We start from the raw sequence: 19973 nt of genomic DNA on the forward strand, positions 1-19973 counted from the left end.
CGGACCTTTCGGGGGGGTCAGGCCGCGTCGCGCAGCGAGCGGCCGGTCCTGTGCAGGAAGACGTCGTCGAGCGTGGCCCGGTCGAGCGCCACGGACTCCAGGGCCAGGCCCCGCCCGGTGAGCGCGGCCAGCAGGTGCGGCAGCGCCCGCTCGCCGTCGTCCAGGTAGACGCGCAGCAGGCCGCCGTCGGCCCTGACCTCTCTCGTGTACGGCAGGCCGTCCAGCACCCGCGCCGCTTCCTCCGCGCCGGACACGCGTACGGACACGACGTCGCCGGCGATCTCGCGTTTGAGCTCGGCGGGCGTCCCGGCCGCGACGACGAGCCCGTGGTCGACGATGACCAGGCGGTCGCACAGCGCGTCGGCCTCGTCCAGGTAGTGGGTGCTGAGCAGGACGCTCGTCCCGCCGTCGCGCAGCGCCTTGATCTGCTCCCAGAGGTTGGCCCGGTTCTGCGGGTCGAGACCGGTCGTGGGCTCGTCGAGGAACAGCAGCGGCGGCCGGTGGACCAGGCCGAGCGCGATCGCGACGCGCCGCTTCTGGCCGCCGGACAGGGTTCTGGCCGGCCGGTCGGCCGGGCCCGTCAGGTCGAAGGCCGCGAGGAGTTCGTCCGTACGCGCGGCGGCCTCGGCCGCTCCCAGGCCGTTGACCCGGGCGGCGAGCCGGAGATTGGCCCGGGGCGTGTTGTTCTCGTCGACCCCGCCGGCCTGGCCGACGTAGCCGATGCGGCGCCGGACCTGCTCGGGGGAGGTCAGCAGGTCGTGCCCGGCCACCGTCGCGGTGCCGCCTGTGGGTGCGACCAGCGTCGCCAGCATGCGGATCGTCGTGGTCTTCCCGGCGCCGTTGGGACCGAGCACGCCGACGATCTCGCCCTCGGCGACCCGGAGGTCCACCCCTCTCACGGCCTCCACCGGCTCGGCGGCGCGGCGGCCCCGGGGGCGGTAGGTCTTGCGTAATCCCCGTGCGTCAATGATCATCTTGGGCTCCTCGGTCTAGGGGATGTCGTCGCGCTCGATGCGGTCGACGGCCTGTTCCAGCCACTCCAGTTGCGCGCGGTACTCGGCCGCGTTCAGTTCCAGGCACTCGTCCACGTGCCGCGGGGCGCCCGACGCGCGTTTGGCGTCGCGGGCCCGCTCGTAGCTGACGAACGCCTCGCGCAGCCGCTCGGTCCTGTCGCGCACGACCGCCTGCAGGTCGGCCTTGGACAGCCGGTCCAGGAACGTCAGCGCGACCTGGAACGGGTCGACGATCGGCATGATCTCCGACCAGTGCTCGCGCAGCCGCCGGTCGAACTCGGCCCTCCCCTCGGGCGTGATCGCGTAGACCGTCCGCCCTCGCCCGGAGGGCCGGCCGTCGCCGGCCACTTCGAGCAGGCCCTCCTCGGCCATCTTCCCGAGGGCGTGGTAGATCGAGCCGAAGGCCACGTTGGCCCAGTGCTGGGCGCCCCACAGTTCGAGCTTCTTGCGTACCTCGTAGCCGTGCAGCGGCCCGTCGAGCAGCACTCCCAGGATCAGCACCCGCGTCGATGACATATTCAAAATTGTATACAAACTTGAGTATCGTGGTCAACCGTGAACGACAGACACGAGATCCGCAGAGACGACGACGGGGCCCTGCTGGGCTACGTCCGGCGCGACGGCGAGCAGTGGGAGCCGCTGACCGTGTTCGGCTACCCCCTCGGCGCGGCCGGGCCGTACGAGCGGGCGGAGGAGGAGGTGCGGCGCGCGGGGCTCGACGTGCTCAGCGGCCACTGGGAGTTCCTGGAGGACGGCGAGTGGTACCGCTGCGTGATCCTGGAGGCCGCCGACGGCGAGGTGCGGGTGCGCCCGGCCGACCACCGCTACCCGCACCACGTCTACGCCCTGCGCCTGGAACACCCGGGCCCGCAGACCCTGCGCCCGCAGCGGTGACGCCGGTGCCGGGGGAGATCGGCGGGACGCTCTAAGGTGAGGTCCATGCGACCCACGGCTTTGATCACCGGCGCCTCGCGGGGCGTGGGGGCGGCGATCGCCCGTGCCCTCGCCCCGACCCACGAACTTCTCCTGGGCGGGCGGGACGGCACCGCGCTCGACGCCATGTGCGCCGAACTGCCGGCGGCCCGCCCCTGGGCGGTGGAGCTCACCGAGCTCACCCCGGCCGAGGTGGAGGGGATCGACCGGCTCGACCTGCTGGTCCACAGTGCGGGCATCGCCAGGCTCGGCCACCTCGCCGACGTCCCGGCCGAGGTGTGGCGGCGGACGATGGAGGTCAACGTCATCGCGGTCGCCGAGCTGACCCGGCTGCTGCTGCCCGCGCTGCGCGCGGCCCGGGGGCACGTCGTGCTGATCAACTCCGGCGCCGGGCAGCGGGCCAACCCCAACTGGGGCGCCTACGCCGCCAGCAAGTTCGCCCTCCGCGCGTACGCCGACGTGCTGCGCGAGGAGGAGAACGCCCACGGCGTGCGCGTCACCACCGTCTTCCCCGGTCGGGTGGACACGGACATGCAAAGGGACGTGCGCGCCCAGGAGCAGGGGCCGTACGAGCCGGGAAGGTATCTGGAGGCGGAGTCGGTGGCGCGGGCCGTGCTGGCCGCGGTGACGGCCACGCCCGACGCCCACGTCACCGAGATCACCGTACGGCCGGCGGCGGGGCCGACCCGCTGACGGCCGCGCGAGGCGCGGGGACGCACGTTCGACAGCAGTGGCAGCACCGCCACGCCGCCCACCTGGAGGACCGGTGCACGTGACTTACTGGTGCGAGATGGCGTGGCTGTCGCCGGGCGAGGTCGTCGAGAGCGTCGTCGTCGGCGTCGAGGGCCGCCGCATCGCGGAGATCAGGCCCGAGGCGCCGCCTCCCCCCGGAGCCGTACGGCTGGCCGGGCTGACCCTGCCCGGCCTGGCCAACTGTCATTCGCACGCCTTCCACCGCGCGCTGCGCGGTCACACCCAGGCCGGTCGCGGCAGCTTCTGGACCTGGCGCGAGCGGATGTACGCGGCCGCCGAGGCGCTCGACCCGGACCGCTACCTCGCCCTGGCCACCGCGACGTACGCCGAGATGGCGCTCGCGGGGATCACCACCGTGGCCGAATTCCACTACCTGCACCACGGCCCCGGGGGCCGGCCGTACGCGGACCCGAACGCGATGGGCCACGCGCTGGTCGAGGCGGCCAGGCGAGCCGGGCTGCGCATCACCCTGCTCGACACCTGTTATCTGACCGGGGGCATCGGCGAGGCGCTCACCGGCACCCAGCTGCGCTTCGGCGACGGGGACGCGGAACGCTGGGCGGCCAGGGCCGACGAGCTCGCCCGGGTCCACGAGGGCGAGGAGGACGTCGAGATCGGCGCGGCCATCCACTCCGTGCGGGCGGTGCCGCCCGAGCAGATGCACGTCGTCGTCGACTTCGCCCACCGGCACACCGGGCCGCTGCACGCGCACGTGTCGGAGCAGCGGGCCGAGAACGAGGCGTGCGTCGAGGTCTACTCGGCCACACCCGTCCAGGTGCTGCACGACCACGGCGTGCTGGGGCCGCGCTCGACCGCGGTGCACGCCACCCATCTGTCCGACGTGGACGTGGCGCTGCTCGGCGGATCCACCACCCATGTCTGCATGTGCCCCACCACGGAACGCGACCTCGCCGACGGAGTCGGCCCCGCCCGCCGGCTCCTGGAGGCCGGGGCGCCGGTCACGCTCGGCACCGACAGCCAGGCGGTCATCGACCTGTTCGAGGAGGCGCGGGCGGTGGAGCTGGACGAGCGGCTGGTCACGGGCGAGCGCGGGCACTGGCCCGCCGCGCAGCTCCTGCACGCCGCGACCGCCGCCGGTCAGGCGTCGCTGGGCTTCCCCGACGCGGGGTGCCTGGTGCCCGGCGCCTGGGCCGACCTCGTCTCCGTACGGCTCGATTCGGTCCGTACGGCCGGCGCGACGAAGGCCTCGGCGGTGGAGTCGGTGGTGTTCGCCGCCACCGCCCCCGACGTGCACTCCGTGGTCGCCGGCGGGCGGCGGATCGTGGAGGACGGGCGGCACGTGCTCGGCGACGCCGGGGCGCTGCTGCGCGAGGCGCTCGCCCCGCTGCGCCGGTGAGGTTTGCGCCGTTCGCGGGGTGGCGAGGATGAGGAGACGTGGGGCCGAGCGGCATGACATCAGTCGTTTTCACGGACATCGGGCTGCTGTACACGGCGGACCCCGAGCGTGAGGAGATCGAGGACGCCGCGCTGGTCGCGGAGAACGGCGTGGTCCGGTGGATCGGCCGCTCCGCCGACGCCCCGCCCGCCGACGAGCGGGTCGACGTGGCGGGACGGGCCGTCGTCCCGGGCTTCGTGGACAGCCACGCGCACCTGGTCTTCGCCGGCGACCGCACCGCGGAGTTCGCCGCGCGGATGGCCGGCCGGCCCTACACGGCGGGCGGCATCCGCTCGACCGTCGCCGCGACCAGGGAGGCCACCGTCCCGGCGCTCGTGGAGACGACCGCTCTGCTGGTCGCGGAGATGACCATGCAGGGCACGACGACGTTCGAGATCAAGAGCGGATACGGCCTCACGGTCGAGCACGAGCGCCGCAGCCTGGAGATCGCCCGCCAGTTCACCGAGGAGACGACGTTCCTCGGGGCGCACGTCGTCCCGCCGGGGACGACCGCCGACGACTACGTCCGGCTCGTGACCGGCCCGATGCTGGAGGCGTGCGCGCCGTACGCCAAGTGGGTCGACGTGTTCTGCGAGCGCGGGGCGTTCGGCGAGGAGCACAGCAGGGAGGTGCTCGAGGCGGGACGCAAGGCCGGGCTGCGGATCAGGGTGCACGCCAACCAGCTGGGCGAGGGCCCCGGGGTGCGGCTGGCCTGCGAGATGGGGGCGGCCTCCGCCGACCACTGCACGCATCTCACGGACGCCGACGTGGACGCGCTCGCCTCCAGCGGGGTGGTCGCCACCCTGCTGCCGGGCGCGGAGTTCTCCACCAGGTCGCCGTACCCGGACGCGCGGCGCCTGCTCGACGCGGGCGTCACCGTGGCGCTGGCGACCGACTGCAATCCGGGCTCCTCCTTCACCACCTCGATGCCGTTCTGCGTCGCCCTGGCCGTACGCGAGATGGGGATGACGCCGCTGGAGGCCGTGCGGGCGGCGACCCGCGGCGGCGCGCGGGCGCTGCGGCGCACCGACGTGGGCACCCTGTGCGCAGGCTCCCGCGCGGACCTCGTCATCCTGGAGGCCCCGTCGTACGTCCACCTGGCGTACCGGCCGGGGGTGCCGCTGACGGCGCAGGTCTGGCGGATGGGACGCCGCCTCGTTTGAGCCCGCCGGACCTGGGTAATCGCCTTTTCTCCCGGCCCCGCATCCTCCTTGGGGAGGAGAACGAAACCATTCCCGGGTCGTATTCGTTTGGGGAATCTTTGCCTTGGACCGGCCGTTTACCGGGGCAGGAGCAGGAAACCGGGGGCCGTGCCGAGCGGGGCGGACACGCCCGGTTCGCCGGCTCACATATTGCATATCGCGGCGGCGGAACGAGGTGCCATCGGATGGCGACGGGGAATCGGACGCAGGAACAGCACGTCTCTGACCGGGATCTGCTGGGGACGTATCTGGCCGAGATCGGCCGCGTTCCATTGCTGACCGCGGAGCAGGAGGTCGAGCTGGCCAAGCGCATCGAGGCGGGGCTGTTCGCCGAGCAGTTGCTCGACAGCGGACGGCGCGAGCCGAAGATCGCGGACGCGACCGACGAGGAACTGGAGCGCATCGCCATTTCGGGGCGGCGGGCGAAGGACGAGTTCATCCAGGCCAACCTGCGCCTGGTGGTGGCGGTCGCGCGGAAGTACTCCGGCCGGGGGATGCCGCTCATCGACCTGGTGCAGGAGGGGAACCTCGGGCTGGTCCGGGCGGTGGAGAAGTTCGACTACCGCAGGGGGTACAAGTTCTCGACCTACGCCACCTGGTGGATCCGGCAGTCGGTGGGCCGCTCGATCCACGAGCAGGCGCGGCCGGTGCGCCTGCCCACCCACGCGGGTGAGCAGATGACGCGGCTCATGCGGGTGCGCAGGGACATGCTGGCGGAGTTCGACGCCGAGCCGACCGACGCCGACCTCGCCGAGGTGCTCGACCTGCCGATCGAGCGGGTGCAGGAGCTGCGCCGCTGGGCCTCCGACCCGGTCTCCCTCCAGCTCGGCGTGGGCGACGAGGACGAGACCGAGCTCGGCGACATGATCGCCGACGAGACCTGGGCGGATCCCGAGCAGCAGGCCATGGCGACCCTGGAGAAGGAGCGCCTGGAGCAGTGGCTGACCGGCCTGGAGGGCCAGATGCGCGAGATGCTGCGCTGGCGGTACGGCCTGGTGGACGGCCGCGAGCACACCCTCACCGAGGTGGGGGAGCGCTACGGGATCGGCCGCGACCGCGCCCGGCGCATCGAGCGCGACGCGCTGGTGCGGCTGCGCAAGATGGCCAGCGCCGCGTAATCCGCGGCCCCGGCGGGGGCCGGAGACTCCGGCCGTGACGACGCGCACCCCTTGGGGTGCGCGTTTTGTCGTTCCGAGCACGTCCGAAACCCGCCCGAAACACGTCGGCGGCGAGTTTCACACATGTGAAACACGCATGGTCGTGGGCTGAAACGGCGGAAGAACACGCTGTCGCCAACGTCAGTGCGCCGGCCGGCCAATGGTGACCCCGGGCGAAGCCACTGAGGGAGTGATAACCGGCCACACGCCAAATTGTAAGGAGGGCCGCGTCGGTGAAGATCGATACCGGCACCACCGCCTGGATGATCACGGCCACCGCACTGGTGCTGCTGATGACCCCCGGGCTCGCGTTCTTCTACGGGGGCATGACCAGGGCGAAGAGCGTCCTGAACATGATGATGATGTCGTTCGTCAGCATCATCACCGTCACCATGGCCTGGGTGCTGTACGGGCACTCGCTGGCCTTTGACGCCTTCGGCGACGGGGACAACTTCATCAACAAGTTCATCGGCGGCGGGGACGCCCTGGGCCTGCAGAGCCTCATCGACACGACCACCAAGGACGACGGCACCGGTATGCCGAGCCTGGTGTTCTCGGCCTTCCAGCTCACCTTCGCGATCATCACGGTGGCCCTCATCAGCGGCGCCATCGCCGACCGGGCGAAGTTCGGCGCGTGGGTCGTCTTCGGCCTCGCCTGGGCGACGCTCGTCTACTTCCCCGTCGCCCACTGGGTCTGGGGCGGCGGCTGGCTGGCGAACCTCGGCATCGAGGACTTCGCCGGAGGCACGGTCGTCCACGTGAACGCGGGCGCCGCCGGCCTCGCGCTCGCGTTCGTGCTGGGCAAGCGCACCGGGTGGCGCAAGGACCCGATGCGGCCGCACAACCTGACCCTGGTCCTGCTCGGCGTGGGCCTGCTGTGGTTCGGCTGGTTCGGCTTCAACGCCGGGTCCGAGCTCGCGGTCGACGGCACCGCCGGCCTCGCCTTCATGAACACCCAGGTCGCCACGGCCGCCGCGGCCGGCGCGTGGATCCTCGTGGAGAAGCTGCGCGACGGCCACTCCACCACCCTCGGCGTCGCCTCCGGCGCCGTCGCCGGCCTCGTCGCCATCACCCCCGCCTGTGGTTTCGTCGACCCGTGGGCGGCGCTCGTCCTCGGCGTCGTCGCCGGCGCGGTCTGCGCGTACGCGGTGGGCCTGAAGTATCGCCTCGGCTTCGACGACTCGCTCGACGTGGTCGGCGTGCACCTGGTCGGCGGCGCGATCGGCGCGGTCTCCCTCGGCATCATCGCCCGCTACCCCTTCGCGGACGGCCAGAACGAGGGCCTCATCTACGGCGGCCCGATCTCCCAGCTCGGCGTGCAGGCCCTCGGCCCTGTCGCGGTCGGCCTCTACTCCTTCATCATGGCGTACGTGATCGGGAAGATCATCGACAAGACGATGGGCTTCCGGATCGACCAGGAGGACGAGGTCACCGGCATCGACATCACCACCCACGCCGAGACCGGGTACGACCTCGGCACCGTCCACTCCTCGGGAGTGGCGTCCGTCAACGGGCCCGTGCCCGCGTCCGCGAAGAAGGTCGACGCATGAAACTCATCACCGCAGTCATCAAGCCGTTCAAACTGGACGACGTGAAGGCCGCCCTGGAGCAGTTCGGCATCAAGGGCATGACGGTCTCGGAAGCCAGCGGCTACGGCCGTCAGCGCGGCCACACCGAGGTCTACCGCGGCGCCGAGTACCAGGTCGACCTGGTGCCCAAGGTCCGGGTCGAGGTGCTCGCCGAGGAGGACGACGCCGAGGACGTCATCGACGTCATCGTCAAGGCGGCCCAGACCGGCAAGATCGGTGACGGCAAGGTCTGGTCGGTCCCCGTGGACACGGTGGTACGGGTCCGCACCGGGGAGCGCGGGCCGGAGGCGCTGTAACCGGATGATGAGAGGGGAGGCGCGCTCGTTCGCCGCGGTCCGCAAGGACCGGGCCGCGGACATCGACAGATGGCTCACCGATCTGTTCCGCACGGCGGCCATGCGGCCGTACGCGCGGGAGGGGGGATCGGGAGGGAAGGGCGGCCTCCCCGAGGAGCGCGGCCCCGCCGCTCCCCTCGGGGCCGGCTCCGCCGCCGGGCCCAACGGGATCAGCGGGATCGCCCTGGTCGCGGTCGGCAGCCTGGGCCGGGGCGAGCTCGCCCCGGGCAGCGACCTCGACCTGGTCCTGCTCCACGACGGCCGCGACGACGTGGCGAGGATCGCCGACCGCATCTGGTACCCCATCTGGGACTCCGGAGTCGGCCTCGACCACTCGGTCCGCACCGTGGACGAGGCGGTGAAGGTCGCCAGGGAGGACCTCAAGGCCGTGCTCGGCCTGATCCAGGCCCGTCACGTGGTGGGGGACCCCGAGCTGACCAGGGCCGCGCGGGAGGCCGTGCTCGCCGAGTGGCGCGCGGACTCCCGGCGCAGGCTGGCCGAGCTGCGCGCCTCGGCCGACAAGCGCGCCGAATCGGGCGGCGAGCTCGCGTTCCTGCTCGAACCCGACCTCAAGGACGCCAGGGGCGGACTGCGCGACGTGCAGGCGATGCAGGCCGTGGCCGCCGCCTGGGTCGCCTCGGCCCCCGGCCCCCGGGTGCGCGAGGCGTACGAACTGCTGCTGGACATCCGGCACGGGCTGCACCTCGTCACCGCGCGCGGCACCGACCGCCTGGTGCTCCAGGAGCAGGACGCGGTCGCCGGCACGCTGGGCCTGCTGGACGCCGAGGCGCTGATGCGGCGTCTGGCCGAGGCGGGCCGGACCGTCTCCCACGCGTTCGACGCCACCTGGCGCACGGTCGACCGGCTGCTCACCGGTCCCGCGCCCCGGGGGCGCAGGCCCCTCGCCGACGGCGTCGTGGAGCACGGCGGTGAGGTCGTGCTGGCCCGCGGGGCCAACCCGCGCACCGACCCCACGCTCGTTCTCCGCGCGGCCGCGGCCGCCGCGGAGGCCGGGCTGCCGCTCGCGCCCGCGACGGTCTCCACGCTGGCCGCGCAGTCTCCGCCGCTGCCCGTGCCGTGGCCCCCGGAGGCCCGCGGCGCGCTGGTCGCGCTGCTCGGCGCGGGGCGCGCCGCCGTACCGGTCTGGGAGGAGCTCGACCAGGCGGGGGTGCTCGTGAAGCTCATCCCCGACTGGGAGCGCGTACGTCACCGCCCCCAGCGCAACCCGGTCCACCGCTACACCGTCGACCGGCACCTCATCGAGACCGCGGCCGGCGCGGCCGCCTTCACCCGTGAGGTGTCGCGGCCCGATCTGCTGCTCATCTCGGCGCTCCTGCACGACATCGGCAAGGGCTGGCCGGGCGACCACTCCACCACGGGCGAGATCGTCGCCAGGGACATCGGCACCAGGATGGGCCTGCCCCAGGCGGACGTGGACGTCCTCGCGACCGTGGTGCGGCACCACCTGCTGCTGCCGGAGACCGCCACCCGGCGGGACCTGGACGACCCGGTGACGATCTCCCGGGTCGCGGAGGCCGTCGGGTCGAGGCAGGTGCTCGAACTGCTGTCCGCGCTGGCGGTGGCCGACGGCAACGCCACCGGCCCGGCCGCGTGGAACTCCTGGAAGGCGTCCCTGGTCTCCGACCTGGTCCGGCGGGTGCGGTCCGTGCTGTCCGGCACGCCGCCCGCGCCCGCGCCGGCGCTTTCCCCCGAGCAGGCGGCGCTCGCCCGGCACGGCGGCGGCGCGGTGCGGGTCAACGGCAGCGCGGTCACCGTGGTCGCGCCCGACCGGCCGGGCCTGCTGTGGCGGGCGGCCGGAGTGCTCGCGGCGCACCGTATGGCGGTCCGCTCCGCCTCCGCCGCGTCCGCGGGGTCGACGGCGGTCATCGAGTTCGTCGTGGCGCCCGAGTACGGCACGCCGCCGGACCCCGCGACGCTGGAGGCCGACCTGCGCCTCGTCCTGGCCGGACGGCTCGACATCGAGCAGCGCCTGGCCCGGCGGGCGAGGTCGATGCGTCCCTCCCGGGTGCCGGTGGCGCCGCCCCGCGTCACCCTGCTCGACGACGCGTCCAACACCGCGAGCGTGGTGGAGGTGCGGGCGCACGACCGGCCCGGCCTGCTGTGGCGGATCGGCCGCGCGTTCGGCGAGTGCGGGCTTGACGTACGAGCCGCGCGTGTGGAGACTCTGGGCGCAGAAGCGGTGGATGTCTTCTATGTGGCGGATCGAACAGGCCGTCCCATCCTCGATGAGCAGCAGCGTATGCAGGTGCGGGAGCACGTGCTCGCCGCCCTCAGGTGAGCTGGGTCACGATCCTCACCTCTTGGTAACAATTGGGGTGTTGCGGTAGGGGTAGGGCCGTTCACCATCGTGACCTTGTGGTCGAATTGTCCCCGCTTATATAGCTGTGTCACTTCATGCTGTCCAGACGCGTGAAGGCATGCCGAACGATGGCGGGGCCGGTGAGCATGGAGCAGTCGAATACCGATAACCGCAGGCGGCGGAGTCGTCTCTCGCCGCGCAACTGGCGAGTGCCCACACGCCTGACCGCGCTGATCGTCGCCCCGACGCTCGTCGCCGTGCTGCTCGCCGGCGTCCGCGTCGTCGGCTCGATCGACAGCCTGACGGCCTACCAGCGGACCAGGTCGGCGGCGGAGTACTCGGTGCACCTGCGGGACCTCGCCGAGCAGCTCGCCCTCGAACGGGACCTGTTCGTCTGGGGTGGCACCAGCAGGCGCAAGTTCAACATCGACGGGGAGACCGAACTGACCCGCGCCCAGCAGCGCGCGGCGGTCGACCCGCTGATCCAGCAGGTCAAGGCGGACCTCAAGAACCTCAACGCGGACTACGGCACCCGTGCGGTGGAGCAGGCGCAGCAGCTTTCGAGCCGCATCTCGAGCCTCGCGGGGATCCGCGACAACGGCGCGCCCGAGGACTACAGCGCCCTGATCGCCAACATCCTGCGTCTCCAGGACGAGCTGGGCAACAACGACGACAACGCCTCGATCGTCGGCAACATCCGCGCGCTCAACGCTCTCGCCCACGCCAAGGAGGAGGCGGCCCTGCAACGGGCCATCCTCACCCGTGAGCTGATGGAGCGCACCCAGACCTTCACCACGTTCGAGCTGCAGGACTTCCTGGCCTCGCAGTCACGTCAGCAGAGCTACCTGGCGACGTTCTACACGGAGGCCCCGCCGGCCGAGGCGAGCCGCCTGGTCACCCTCTTCGCCGACCCGAACGTGGTCAACAGCGAGCTGACCAAGTCGTGGGCGCTCACGCTCGGCCTGCAGAACCAGTCCCTCAGCCGATACCGGGGCAGGGACAGGACGGCCCAGCAGTGGTTCCAGGACAGCACCAAGGCGATCGAGCAGATGGCGGCCGTCGAGGGACGCGTGTCGGGGCTGGTGCAGGACCGCGCCCGCGACCTGCAGTCGGCCGAGCAGCGCAACGCCCTCATCGCCGGCGGCCTGATCCTCGCGCTCCTCGTGCTCGTGCTCGCCACGACCGTGCTCATCGCGCGGTCCATGGTCTCGCCGCTGCGCCGCCTGCGGGCGGAGGCGCTCGACATCGCCGGGCGGCGGCTGCCGGAGATCGTCCGGCGGATGCGCGAGTCCGAGGACCCCGGGCGCGAGTCCCACGTGCAGCCGATCGCGGTCGACAGCAGCGACGAGATCGGCGAGGTGGCGCAGGCCTTCGACGAGGTCCACACGCAGGCCGTGCGCCTGGCCGCCGAGGAGTCCCGCCTGCGCGCCAACGTCAACGCGATGTTCGTGAACCTGTCGCGGCGTACGCAGACCCTGGTGGAGCGGCAGATCTCGCTGATCGACGGCCTGGAGCGGGGCGAGGAGGACGGCCGGCGCCTGGCCGACCTGTTCAAGCTGGACCACCTGGCGACCCGCATGCGCCGCAACAGTGAGAACCTCCTGGTCCTCGCCGGTCACGAGCCGCCCCGCAAGCGCAGCCAGCCCGCCCGGCTGGTCGACGTGGTCCGCGCGTCGCTGTCGGAGGTCGAGGACTACGAGAGGGTCGTCGTCCGGATCCCCCGTACGATCGCGATCGCGGGGCACGCCGCCAACGACGTCGTCCACCTGCTGGCCGAGCTGGTGGAGAACGCCATCGCCTTCTCTCCGCGCAACACCAAGGTCGTCGTCTCCAGCAGCCCCGTCGAGGGCGGCGCCGTGATGCTCGGCGTCACCGACGCCGGCATCGGCATGTCGCCGGAGGAGCTCGCGGAGATCAACCGTCGTCTCGCCGAGCCGCCCACGATCGACGTGTCGGTGTCCCGCCGGATGGGCCTGTTCGTGGTCGGCCGCCTCGCGTTGCGGCACGGCATCCGGGTGCAGCTGCGCCGGGGCGAAGGCGCGGGCGTCATCGCCATGGTGCTGTTCCCCACCCAGCTCATCAGCAACGCCGACCAGCCCACCATGCCGCGCCCCTCCGTTCCGGCCGGGCAGACGGCGGCCGGGCTGCCGGCCCGGCAGGCGTTCGGCGCCGAGCCGGACCCGCTCGGCTCCGCGCCGGGGGGTGGATCGTTCGAACCCTGGAGCTCCGGCAACGGTGCGGCGGGTGGCGGCGTCGGATCCCGCAGGCCTCCGGCGACCAGCGGGAACGGGCCCGGCGGAAACGGATTCAGCGGCGCCGGAACCGGCGGCAACGGCTCGGGTGGGTTCACCGCGTTCGGCGCGCCGACGGGTGAGGCGCCCGCCGGGCCCGCGGAGAACCCGTTCGCGGGAGGGGCGTTCACCGAGCACTCGGGGCCGCATCCGGCGCCGGGCGCGCCCGGGAGGGCGGCGGACGGCGACACCCCGAGCCCCGCGTTCGGGGAGCGGTCCGACTCGTCGTGGCCTCCGGCGTCCGCCGGACCATCGGCGTCGCCGCTGGCCGGGGCCGCGAGCGGGAGCGGCGAGGACCGTGCCGAGCATTCGTGGCCGTCCCTGCCCACGGGACCGGCGGGCCTCCCGCAGCGGGGCGCGCCCACCGGGCCGACGGCGTTCTCTCCGTCGAGCACCGGGCCGACGGCGTTCTCTCCGTCGAGCACCGGGCCGACGGCGTTCTCTCCGTCGAGCACCGGGCCGACCGCGTTCTCTCCGTCGAGCACCGGGCCGACCGCGTTCTCTCCGTCGAGCACCGGGCCCACGGCGTTCTCTCCGTCGAGCACCGGGCCCACGGCGTTCTCTCCGTCGAGCACGGGACCCACGGCGTTTCCGCCGTCCGGCACCGGAACGGCCGGGGCGGCAGGCACGCCGGTGTCTCCCGGCGGCCCCGGAGCCTTCGCGGCAGAGAACGAAGCGTCGTCGACCGGGCCGCTGCCCTCGGTGGAGGATTCGCCGCTGGAGCGGGGAGACGAGTTCCTGCCGATCTTCGCCTCGGTCGAGTCCGCGTGGTTCCGGCGTCCCTCGGACACCGGCCCGCAGGCCGCGCCCGCGGCGCGGTCCGGTGCCGGTGAGGACGAGGAGAAGGCCGGGGAGAGCACCGGGGAGATCGCCAGGGTGCCGGGTTCCGCCCCGGCGCCAGGACCCGCCGATCCACAGGACGAACGCCCGGGCGGGTGGCGGTCGCGGGCCGACAGCGGCTTCCAGGCCGCGGCGAGCGCCCGGGATCCCCTGCTGGGCGGCGTGACCGCGGCGGGCTTGCCGAAGCGCACGCCGAAGGCCAACCTGGTGCCCGGTTCGGTGGGCGCGGAGGGCCCTGCCGCCGCCGCCCCGCGTCCCCCGGTCTCGGCCGAGGCGGTGCGCAACCGACTGTCCAGCTTCCAGCAGGGTGTTAGGCGAGGCCGGGCCCAAGCGGCCGGAGGTTTCGCCGAAGGGTCGGGTAAAGAGGAGGAGGGCTCGTGACTGAGCTGAGCGTGGAAGCACGCAGGTTCGACTGGCTGATCACCGAGTTCGTCGGCACCACGCCCGGCGTGGCGCACGCGGTGGTGGTGTCGTCGGACGGCTTGCGGCTGGCCCAATCGGACGGCTTTCCGCCTGACCGCGCCGACCAGCTCGCGGCGGTCGCCGCCGGCCTGCTCAGCCTCACCGTCGGCGCCTCGCGGGTGTTCGAGGGGGGCTCGGTGACGCAGACCGTCGTCGAGATGCAGCGGGGACTGCTGCTCGTGATGGCGATCAGCGACGGCTCCTGCCTGGCCGTCCTCGCCGCGCCGGACTGCGACATGGGCCTGGTGGCCTACCAGATGACCCTGCTCGTCGAGCGGGCGGGGCAGGTGCTCACTCCGGCGCTGCGCGCCGAGCTGCAGACGTCACGGCGATGATCATGGGAGCGGGCCATGCGTGATCGCGACGGGACAGAGGACGAGCCTCTGTTCCGTCCGTACGCCGTCACCGGTGGCCGATCCGAGCCGCGTTACCACATGGCGATGGAAACCCTCGTATCATCGGTGACCTTGAAGAGCAATGACTATTCCCTGCTCAGCCCTGAGCAGGAGTCGATCATGATGCTATGTCGTTCCGTACGATCGGTCGCGGAGATCTCGGCGTTGCTCCGGGTCCCGCTCGGCGTGGCACGTGTGCTCATCGCCGACATGGCCGACGAGGGTCTGGTCCGCCTGCACATGCCGCAGCTGAACCAGGGACAGCCAGACCTCAACCTGCTCGAAAGGGTGCTCAGTGGACTACGCAGGCTCTAGCCGTGGTCTTACCTCGACGAAGATCGTCGTGGCGGGTGGGTTCGGCGTCGGGAAGACGACCTTCGTCGGTGCCGTCTCCGAGATCCTGCCGCTGACGACCGAGGCCGTGATGACCGACGCCAGCGCGGGCATCGACGACCTGGGGCTCACGCCGAACAAGACGACCACGACGGTCGCCATGGACTTCGGCCGGCTCTCGCTCGACCAGGACCTCATCCTCTACCTGTTCGGCACGCCGGGTCAGCACCGGTTCTGGTTCATGTGGGACGACCTCGTCCGCGGCGCCATCGGGGCGGTCGTGCTCGTCGACAGCCGCAGGCTCGCCGACTGCTTCCCGGCGATCGACTACTTCGAGGAGGCCCAGCTTCCCTTCCTGGTCGCGATGAACGGCTGGGAGGGGCAGTTCCTCCACTCGGAGGAGGAGGTCCGCGAGGCGCTGTCCCTGCCTCCGCACGTCCCGATCGTCCGTACGGACGCCCGCTCGCGGGATGCCGTCAAATCCACGCTCATCAGCCTGGTCGAGTACGTGCTGACCGTCCGGGCCGCGTACGGCAGGCAGTACTGAGCCCGTACGTACACATGTCCCCGACAGACCTCGCCCCGGAGAGGGGTCCGGCGAGGGCGGCACCCCGGAGGGTGCCGCCCTCGCGGCGTACGGTGCGACCATGCGGCCGGAGCCGCGGGCCGCGTTCGCCAGACACTTCCCTAGCCGGCAGGGCAGAATTCGGTATTGATGCCGACCCGATATTTAACCAAATAACATCATCTCCATGCCTGTCTAGGCTATTTGTGCACGGGTGTTCGGTTGGCCTCCCTGGTGTCGGTGTGCTGCAATTACCCTCGCCTGCAGGACGTCTCGCACGTCACGCCAGCCCCATCCGTGCTGAGACACTCCCCCCTGTGCGCACATACGGCGAGAGGTTGCAAAGCCTGTGACGACACAAGACCCCCGGACCGACGAGAGCCCCGGGACCGGGGTTCCGGCTGAGCAGGAGCCCGACGAGGGAAGCCGTTTCCTGCTGCGCAACTGGCGCGTGCGCTCCAGGCTTGTGGCCCTGATTCTCATTCCCACCCTGGCGGCGCTGCTGCTCGGCGGCCTTCGGGTCATCACCTCGGTGAACACGGCGTCCGAATACCAGCAGACCAGTGACCTGGCGCGGCTCGTCGACAAGGTCGCGGGCCTCACCCACGAACTCCAGTCGGAGCGCGACAGGGCCGCCTGGAACGCGACGATCGGCCGCCCGGCGAAGGCGAGCGCCGCCGTCAAGGCGCAGATCATCCTCACGAACAAGGCGGCCACCGCGGTGCGCGACCTGGCGAACGAGGTCAGGTCGAAGGTGGGCAGCCGCGGCGCCATCGAGATCGAGCACATCCTCGGCAGACTCGACGGTGTGGAGTCCCTGCGCAGTCAGGCACTGGAAGGGAACCTGCTCCCCAGAGCGGTCCTGGACCAGTACACCCTCGTCATCGACACCCTGCTGGCCCTGCAGGACGACCTGGCCAAGAGCACGCAGGACGACAGGCTCGCCGCGTCGGCCGTCACGCTGGCCGCGCTCGCCCGCGCGAAGGAGAGCGCCTCCGTGCAGCGCGGCCTGCTGACCACGGTGCTGCCGGTCGACCGCTTCGAGCAGGCCCAGCTGCAGAACTTCCTCGGCGCCGTGTCCGCGCAGGAGACCGAGCTGCGCGCCTTCCGGAAGAGCGCCACCCCCGAGGAGCGGACCGACTACGACAACACGGTCACCGGCGGCAAGGTCGACCAGGCGGAGTTCATCCGCACGCTGGTGCTCGACCGCGCCAACGCGGGCTTCTCGCTCAAGGGCCTCGACCTGTCGGTACGGGACGACACCCGCCTCTGGTACGACGCGATGTCGCAACCCATCAACCGGATGCGCACCGTCGAGGCAAAGCTGACCTCCGCGATCGTGGCGCGGAGCCAGTCGCTCAAGGACGACGAGCAGCAGCGCGCCATCATCGTGGCCGTCGCCGTCGCCCTCCTGCTGATCGCGGTACTGCTCGTCACCACGGGCGTCGCCCGCTCCCTCGTACGTCCGCTGCGGCGGCTGCGCAGCGAGGCGCTGGAGATCGCCGGCAGCCGCCTCCCCGACACGGTCCAGAAGCTGCGGGAGGCCGGCGACGCCGCCGAGGTCCCGCCCATCGCCCCGATCCAGGTGATCGGCCGCGACGAGATCGGCGAGGTCGCGCGGGCCTTCGACGAGGTCCACCGCGAGGCGATCCGGCTGGCGGGCGACGAGGCCCGGCTGCGCAGCAACGTCAACGCGATGTTCGTGAACCTCTCGCGGCGTACGCAGACGCTGGTGGAACGCCAGCTGTCCCTGATCGACGGCCTGGAGCAGGGCGAGCAGGACGAGCAGCGGCTCGGGAACCTGTTCAAGCTCGACCACCTGGCGACCCGCATGCGCCGCAATGAGAACCTCCTGGTCCTCGCCGGCCAGGAGGCCGCGCGCCGCTGGGGTCAGCCGGTGCCCATCGTCGACGTCGTGCGCGCCTCGCTGTCGGAGGTCGAGAACTACGAGCGCGTCGACCTCCAGGTGCAGTCCGGAGCGTCGGTCGTCGGCCAGTCGGTCAACGACGTCGTCCACCTCGTGGCCGAGCTGGTGGAGAACGCCATCTCCTTCTCGCCGCGCGACACCAAGGTCACGGTGTCGAGCAACCGCATCGACGGCGGCGGGCTGATCATCTCCGTCAGCGACCAGGGCATCGGCATGACGCCCGAGGAACTGGCCCAGACCAACTACCGGCTCGCCAACCCGCCGGTCGTGGACGTGTCGGTGTCCCGCCGCATGGGCCTGTTCGTGGTCGGCCGCCTGGCGCTGCGCCACGGCATCCGGGTGCAGCTGCGCCAGCAGGACACCGGTGGCCTGACGGCCATGGTGCTGCTGCCCGAGGCGCTGCTGGCCCACGCCGGCCCGGCGTTCCCCGGCGTGCCCGGCATGCCGCAGCCCGAGCTGACCAGCCCGATGCCGGCCGTCGGGACCGGGCCGCAGTTCGGCGCCTCCGTGTTCGGCGGTGCGCCGGCCCTCGCCAGCCCGACGCCGTTCGAGAACCCGTCACGCACTCCCGTGTTCGGCGCGGACGCGCCCGGCGTCGGCACTCCCGGCGCCGACCCCTTCGAGCGTGGGCCCTTCGAGTCCTTCCCGCGGGAGACGGTCGGCTTCGATCCCGACCCGTTCGCCCGCAACCCCTTCGAGCCGCCGCCGAACCGGAGCGCCGACAGCGACCCGTTCGCGCGCAACCCCTTCGAGACCGGTGGTTCGGGGCGCCCGGGCGAGACCGATCCGTTCGCCCGCAACCCCTTCGACACCGGCGGCTTCGGTCAGGGCGGGCAGTCCGAGCCGTTCGGCCGCAGCCCGTTCGAGTCCGGACCGTTCGACCGGGCGGCCTTCGACAAGACGCCGTTCGAGAAGACACCCTCCGAGCGAGACCCGTTCGAGACCACGAACTTCGACTCGGGCGCGTTCGACGCCGGCCCCTTCGACACCAACCCCTTCAACCGGGGTCACGTCGGGGAGGCCCCGGTGGACACGCCGTGGCCCGGCCACCTGCCCCCGCCGGGAGGCGCATCCTGGCCCGGCACCCCGCAGGAGACCGGTCCCGGCTGGGCCGGACGGACCGGCCGCGGCGCCTTCGAGGGCGACGACAACACCGGCCCGCTGCCGGTGGTGCGGACCTCGCCGCTGGAGTCGGAGGAGGAGTTCCTCCCGATCTTCGCCGCGGTCGAGTCGGACTGGTTCAAGAAGGCCGACGTCCCGGCGGACAAGAACGACGACGAGGGCGAGACCGGCACGGACACCCGGGCCTGGTCCTCCCCGGCGGACGCCGGCTGGCAGGCGGCCAAGGCGGCCAGCGAGCCGGCCCTGGGCGGGGTCACCTCGTCGGGCCTGCCCAAGCGGGTGCCCAAGGCGAACCTGGTCCCCGGCTCGGCCAATGCTCCCGCCGCCCCCTCCGCGGAGCCCGCCGCGGCAGCGGCGGCCTCCCCGCCGTCGCCCCCGCCCGTGCTCTCGCCCGAGCGGGTGCGCAGCAGGCTCTCCAGCTTCCAGCAGGGCGTACGGCAGGGCCGGGCCGTCGCCCGCGGGGAGGCCGAGGAGGACCAGGGATATCCCGGGGCGGCGGCCCTGGGCACGCCCGATGCCCAGGACACTGAGAAGGAGGACTGATGAGGGAAATGAGCCAGGCCGCACGCGGCATCAACTGGTTGATCACGGACTTCGTGAACAACGTGCCGGGTGTGGCGCACACCGTGGTGGTGTCGGCGGACGGGTTGCCTCTGGCGTTCTCGGACGGGTTTCCGAAGGACCGGGCGGATCAGCTGGCGGCGGTGGCGGCCGGGTTGATCAGTCTGACGCAGGGTGCCTCGCGGGTGTTCGAGGGCGGCCCGGTGACGCAGACGGTGGTGGAGATGCAGCGGGGGTTGTTGCTGATCATGTCGATCAGTGACGGGTCCTGTCTGGCGGTGCTGGCGGCGGCGGATTCGGATCTGGGTCTGGTGGCCTATCAGATGACGTTGCTGGTGGAGCGGGCGGGTCAGGTGCTGACTCCCGCGGTTCGCGCCGAACTCCAGGCGTCCCACCCGCGGTGAGGCGACTCCGCGAAGTGAGGCACGTGGTGGAGGACAGATCGGGGAAGACGCCCTGAGAGCGGAGCGGCCGGGGCGGCCGCCGGGTTCCGGAGCGAGAGCGAGAAGGTCAGGAGGACGCTGTGGCAGGCGGCGGCTGGAACAACGAGGCCTATCCGCCGGTGGGCGACGCCCACCGGCAGTACGGCGGCACGAACTCCGTCCCGACGCCGGCACCGGCGCCGATGGAGCAGAGCTCGCTGGTGCGGCCGTACGCCGTCACCGGTGGACGTACGGCACCGCGGCTCCAGCTCGCCATGGAGGCACTCGTGTCCTCCGCCACGGTGATGCATCAGGACCTTTCCACGCTCACCCCCGAACGCCAGGCGATCAGCACGT

At 72.1% G+C, this 19973-nt stretch carries 17 protein-coding genes; 15 read left to right on the forward strand and 2 right to left on the reverse strand.

The genetic code is table 11. From position 1 onward, the window contains the following. Positions 1-17 precede the first annotated feature (17 nt). Positions 18-974, reverse strand: coding sequence for an ATP-binding cassette domain-containing protein (locus tag AAH991_RS14150; RefSeq protein ID WP_346226249.1), 957 nt, complete (start codon positions 972-974; stop codon positions 18-20). 15 nt (positions 975-989) lie between these two features. Continuing rightward, positions 990-1529 carry a PadR family transcriptional regulator gene (locus AAH991_RS14155; protein WP_346226250.1) on the reverse strand — a complete coding sequence of 180 codons (540 nt, stop codon included), beginning with the start codon at positions 1527-1529 and terminating at the stop codon, positions 990-992. A gap of 39 nt (positions 1530-1568) precedes the next feature. Here AAH991_RS14155 and AAH991_RS14160 point away from each other — a divergent pair, with 39 nt between their 5' ends. The 15 genes from AAH991_RS14160 to AAH991_RS14230 all read left to right on the forward strand — a co-directional run. Beyond that, positions 1569-1907, forward strand: coding sequence for a tudor domain-containing protein (locus AAH991_RS14160; RefSeq protein WP_346226251.1), 339 nt, complete (start codon positions 1569-1571; stop codon positions 1905-1907). Between the two features lie 45 nt (positions 1908-1952). Beyond that, positions 1953-2639 carry an SDR family oxidoreductase gene (locus AAH991_RS14165; RefSeq protein WP_346226252.1) on the forward strand — a complete coding sequence of 229 codons (687 nt, stop codon included), beginning with the start codon at positions 1953-1955 and terminating at the stop codon, positions 2637-2639. Between the two features lie 73 nt (positions 2640-2712). Further along, on the forward strand, positions 2713-4056 hold the full coding sequence (locus tag AAH991_RS14170) for a formimidoylglutamate deiminase (protein WP_346226253.1): 1344 nt from the start codon (positions 2713-2715) through the stop codon (positions 4054-4056). Between the two features lie 53 nt (positions 4057-4109). Next, on the forward strand, positions 4110-5258 hold the full coding sequence (gene hutI / locus AAH991_RS14175; RefSeq protein WP_346226254.1) for an imidazolonepropionase: 1149 nt from the start codon (positions 4110-4112) through the stop codon (positions 5256-5258). A 224-nt stretch (positions 5259-5482) separates the two neighbouring features. Beyond that, a complete protein-coding gene (locus AAH991_RS14180) occupies positions 5483-6415 on the forward strand; it encodes a sigma-70 family RNA polymerase sigma factor (protein ID WP_142560260.1) in 933 nt (310 codons plus the stop codon). Positions 6416-6687: 272 nt separating this feature from the next. Next, positions 6688-8004 (forward strand): ammonium transporter, encoded by a 1317-nt coding sequence (locus AAH991_RS14185; protein WP_346226255.1) that lies wholly within the window; start codon positions 6688-6690, stop codon positions 8002-8004. Further along, complete coding sequence (locus AAH991_RS14190) at positions 8001-8339, forward strand: P-II family nitrogen regulator (RefSeq protein WP_030510869.1); 339 nt, start codon at positions 8001-8003, stop codon at positions 8337-8339. The genes AAH991_RS14185 and AAH991_RS14190 overlap by 4 nt, the downstream gene beginning before the upstream one ends. 4 nt (positions 8340-8343) lie before the next feature. Further along, positions 8344-10677 (forward strand): [protein-PII] uridylyltransferase, encoded by a 2334-nt coding sequence (locus AAH991_RS14195; protein WP_346226256.1) that lies wholly within the window; start codon positions 8344-8346, stop codon positions 10675-10677. A gap of 230 nt (positions 10678-10907) precedes the next feature. After that, positions 10908-14210 (forward strand): sensor histidine kinase, encoded by a 3303-nt coding sequence (locus AAH991_RS14200; protein WP_346226257.1) that lies wholly within the window; start codon positions 10908-10910, stop codon positions 14208-14210. Continuing rightward, positions 14207-14626 carry a roadblock/LC7 domain-containing protein gene (locus tag AAH991_RS14205; protein ID WP_370022518.1) on the forward strand — a complete coding sequence of 140 codons (420 nt, stop codon included), beginning with the start codon at positions 14207-14209 and terminating at the stop codon, positions 14624-14626. The genes AAH991_RS14200 and AAH991_RS14205 overlap by 4 nt, the downstream gene beginning before the upstream one ends. Before the next feature lie 15 nt (positions 14627-14641). Next, positions 14642-15001: a DUF742 domain-containing protein gene (locus tag AAH991_RS14210; RefSeq protein ID WP_030510865.1), complete on the forward strand. Its 360-nt coding sequence runs from the start codon at positions 14642-14644 to the stop codon at positions 14999-15001. Between the two features lie 28 nt (positions 15002-15029). Then, complete coding sequence (locus AAH991_RS14215; protein WP_346226258.1) at positions 15030-15566, forward strand: GTP-binding protein; 537 nt, start codon at positions 15030-15032, stop codon at positions 15564-15566. 367 nt (positions 15567-15933) lie between these two features. After that, complete coding sequence (locus AAH991_RS14220; protein ID WP_346226259.1) at positions 15934-19176, forward strand: sensor histidine kinase; 3243 nt, start codon at positions 15934-15936, stop codon at positions 19174-19176. Continuing rightward, a complete protein-coding gene (locus AAH991_RS14225) occupies positions 19176-19598 on the forward strand; it encodes a roadblock/LC7 domain-containing protein (protein ID WP_076434898.1) in 423 nt (140 codons plus the stop codon). Before AAH991_RS14220 ends, AAH991_RS14225 begins: the two co-directional genes overlap by 1 nt. Before the next feature lie 119 nt (positions 19599-19717). Continuing rightward, positions 19718-19973, forward strand: a 256-nt coding sequence (locus AAH991_RS14230) for a DUF742 domain-containing protein (protein WP_346226260.1), incomplete at its 3' end; no start/stop codon positions are given.

Origin of the sequence: Microbispora sp. ZYX-F-249, from assembly GCF_039649665.1 — a bacterium.
GTDB lineage: Bacteria > Actinomycetota > Actinomycetes > Streptosporangiales > Streptosporangiaceae > Microbispora > Microbispora maris.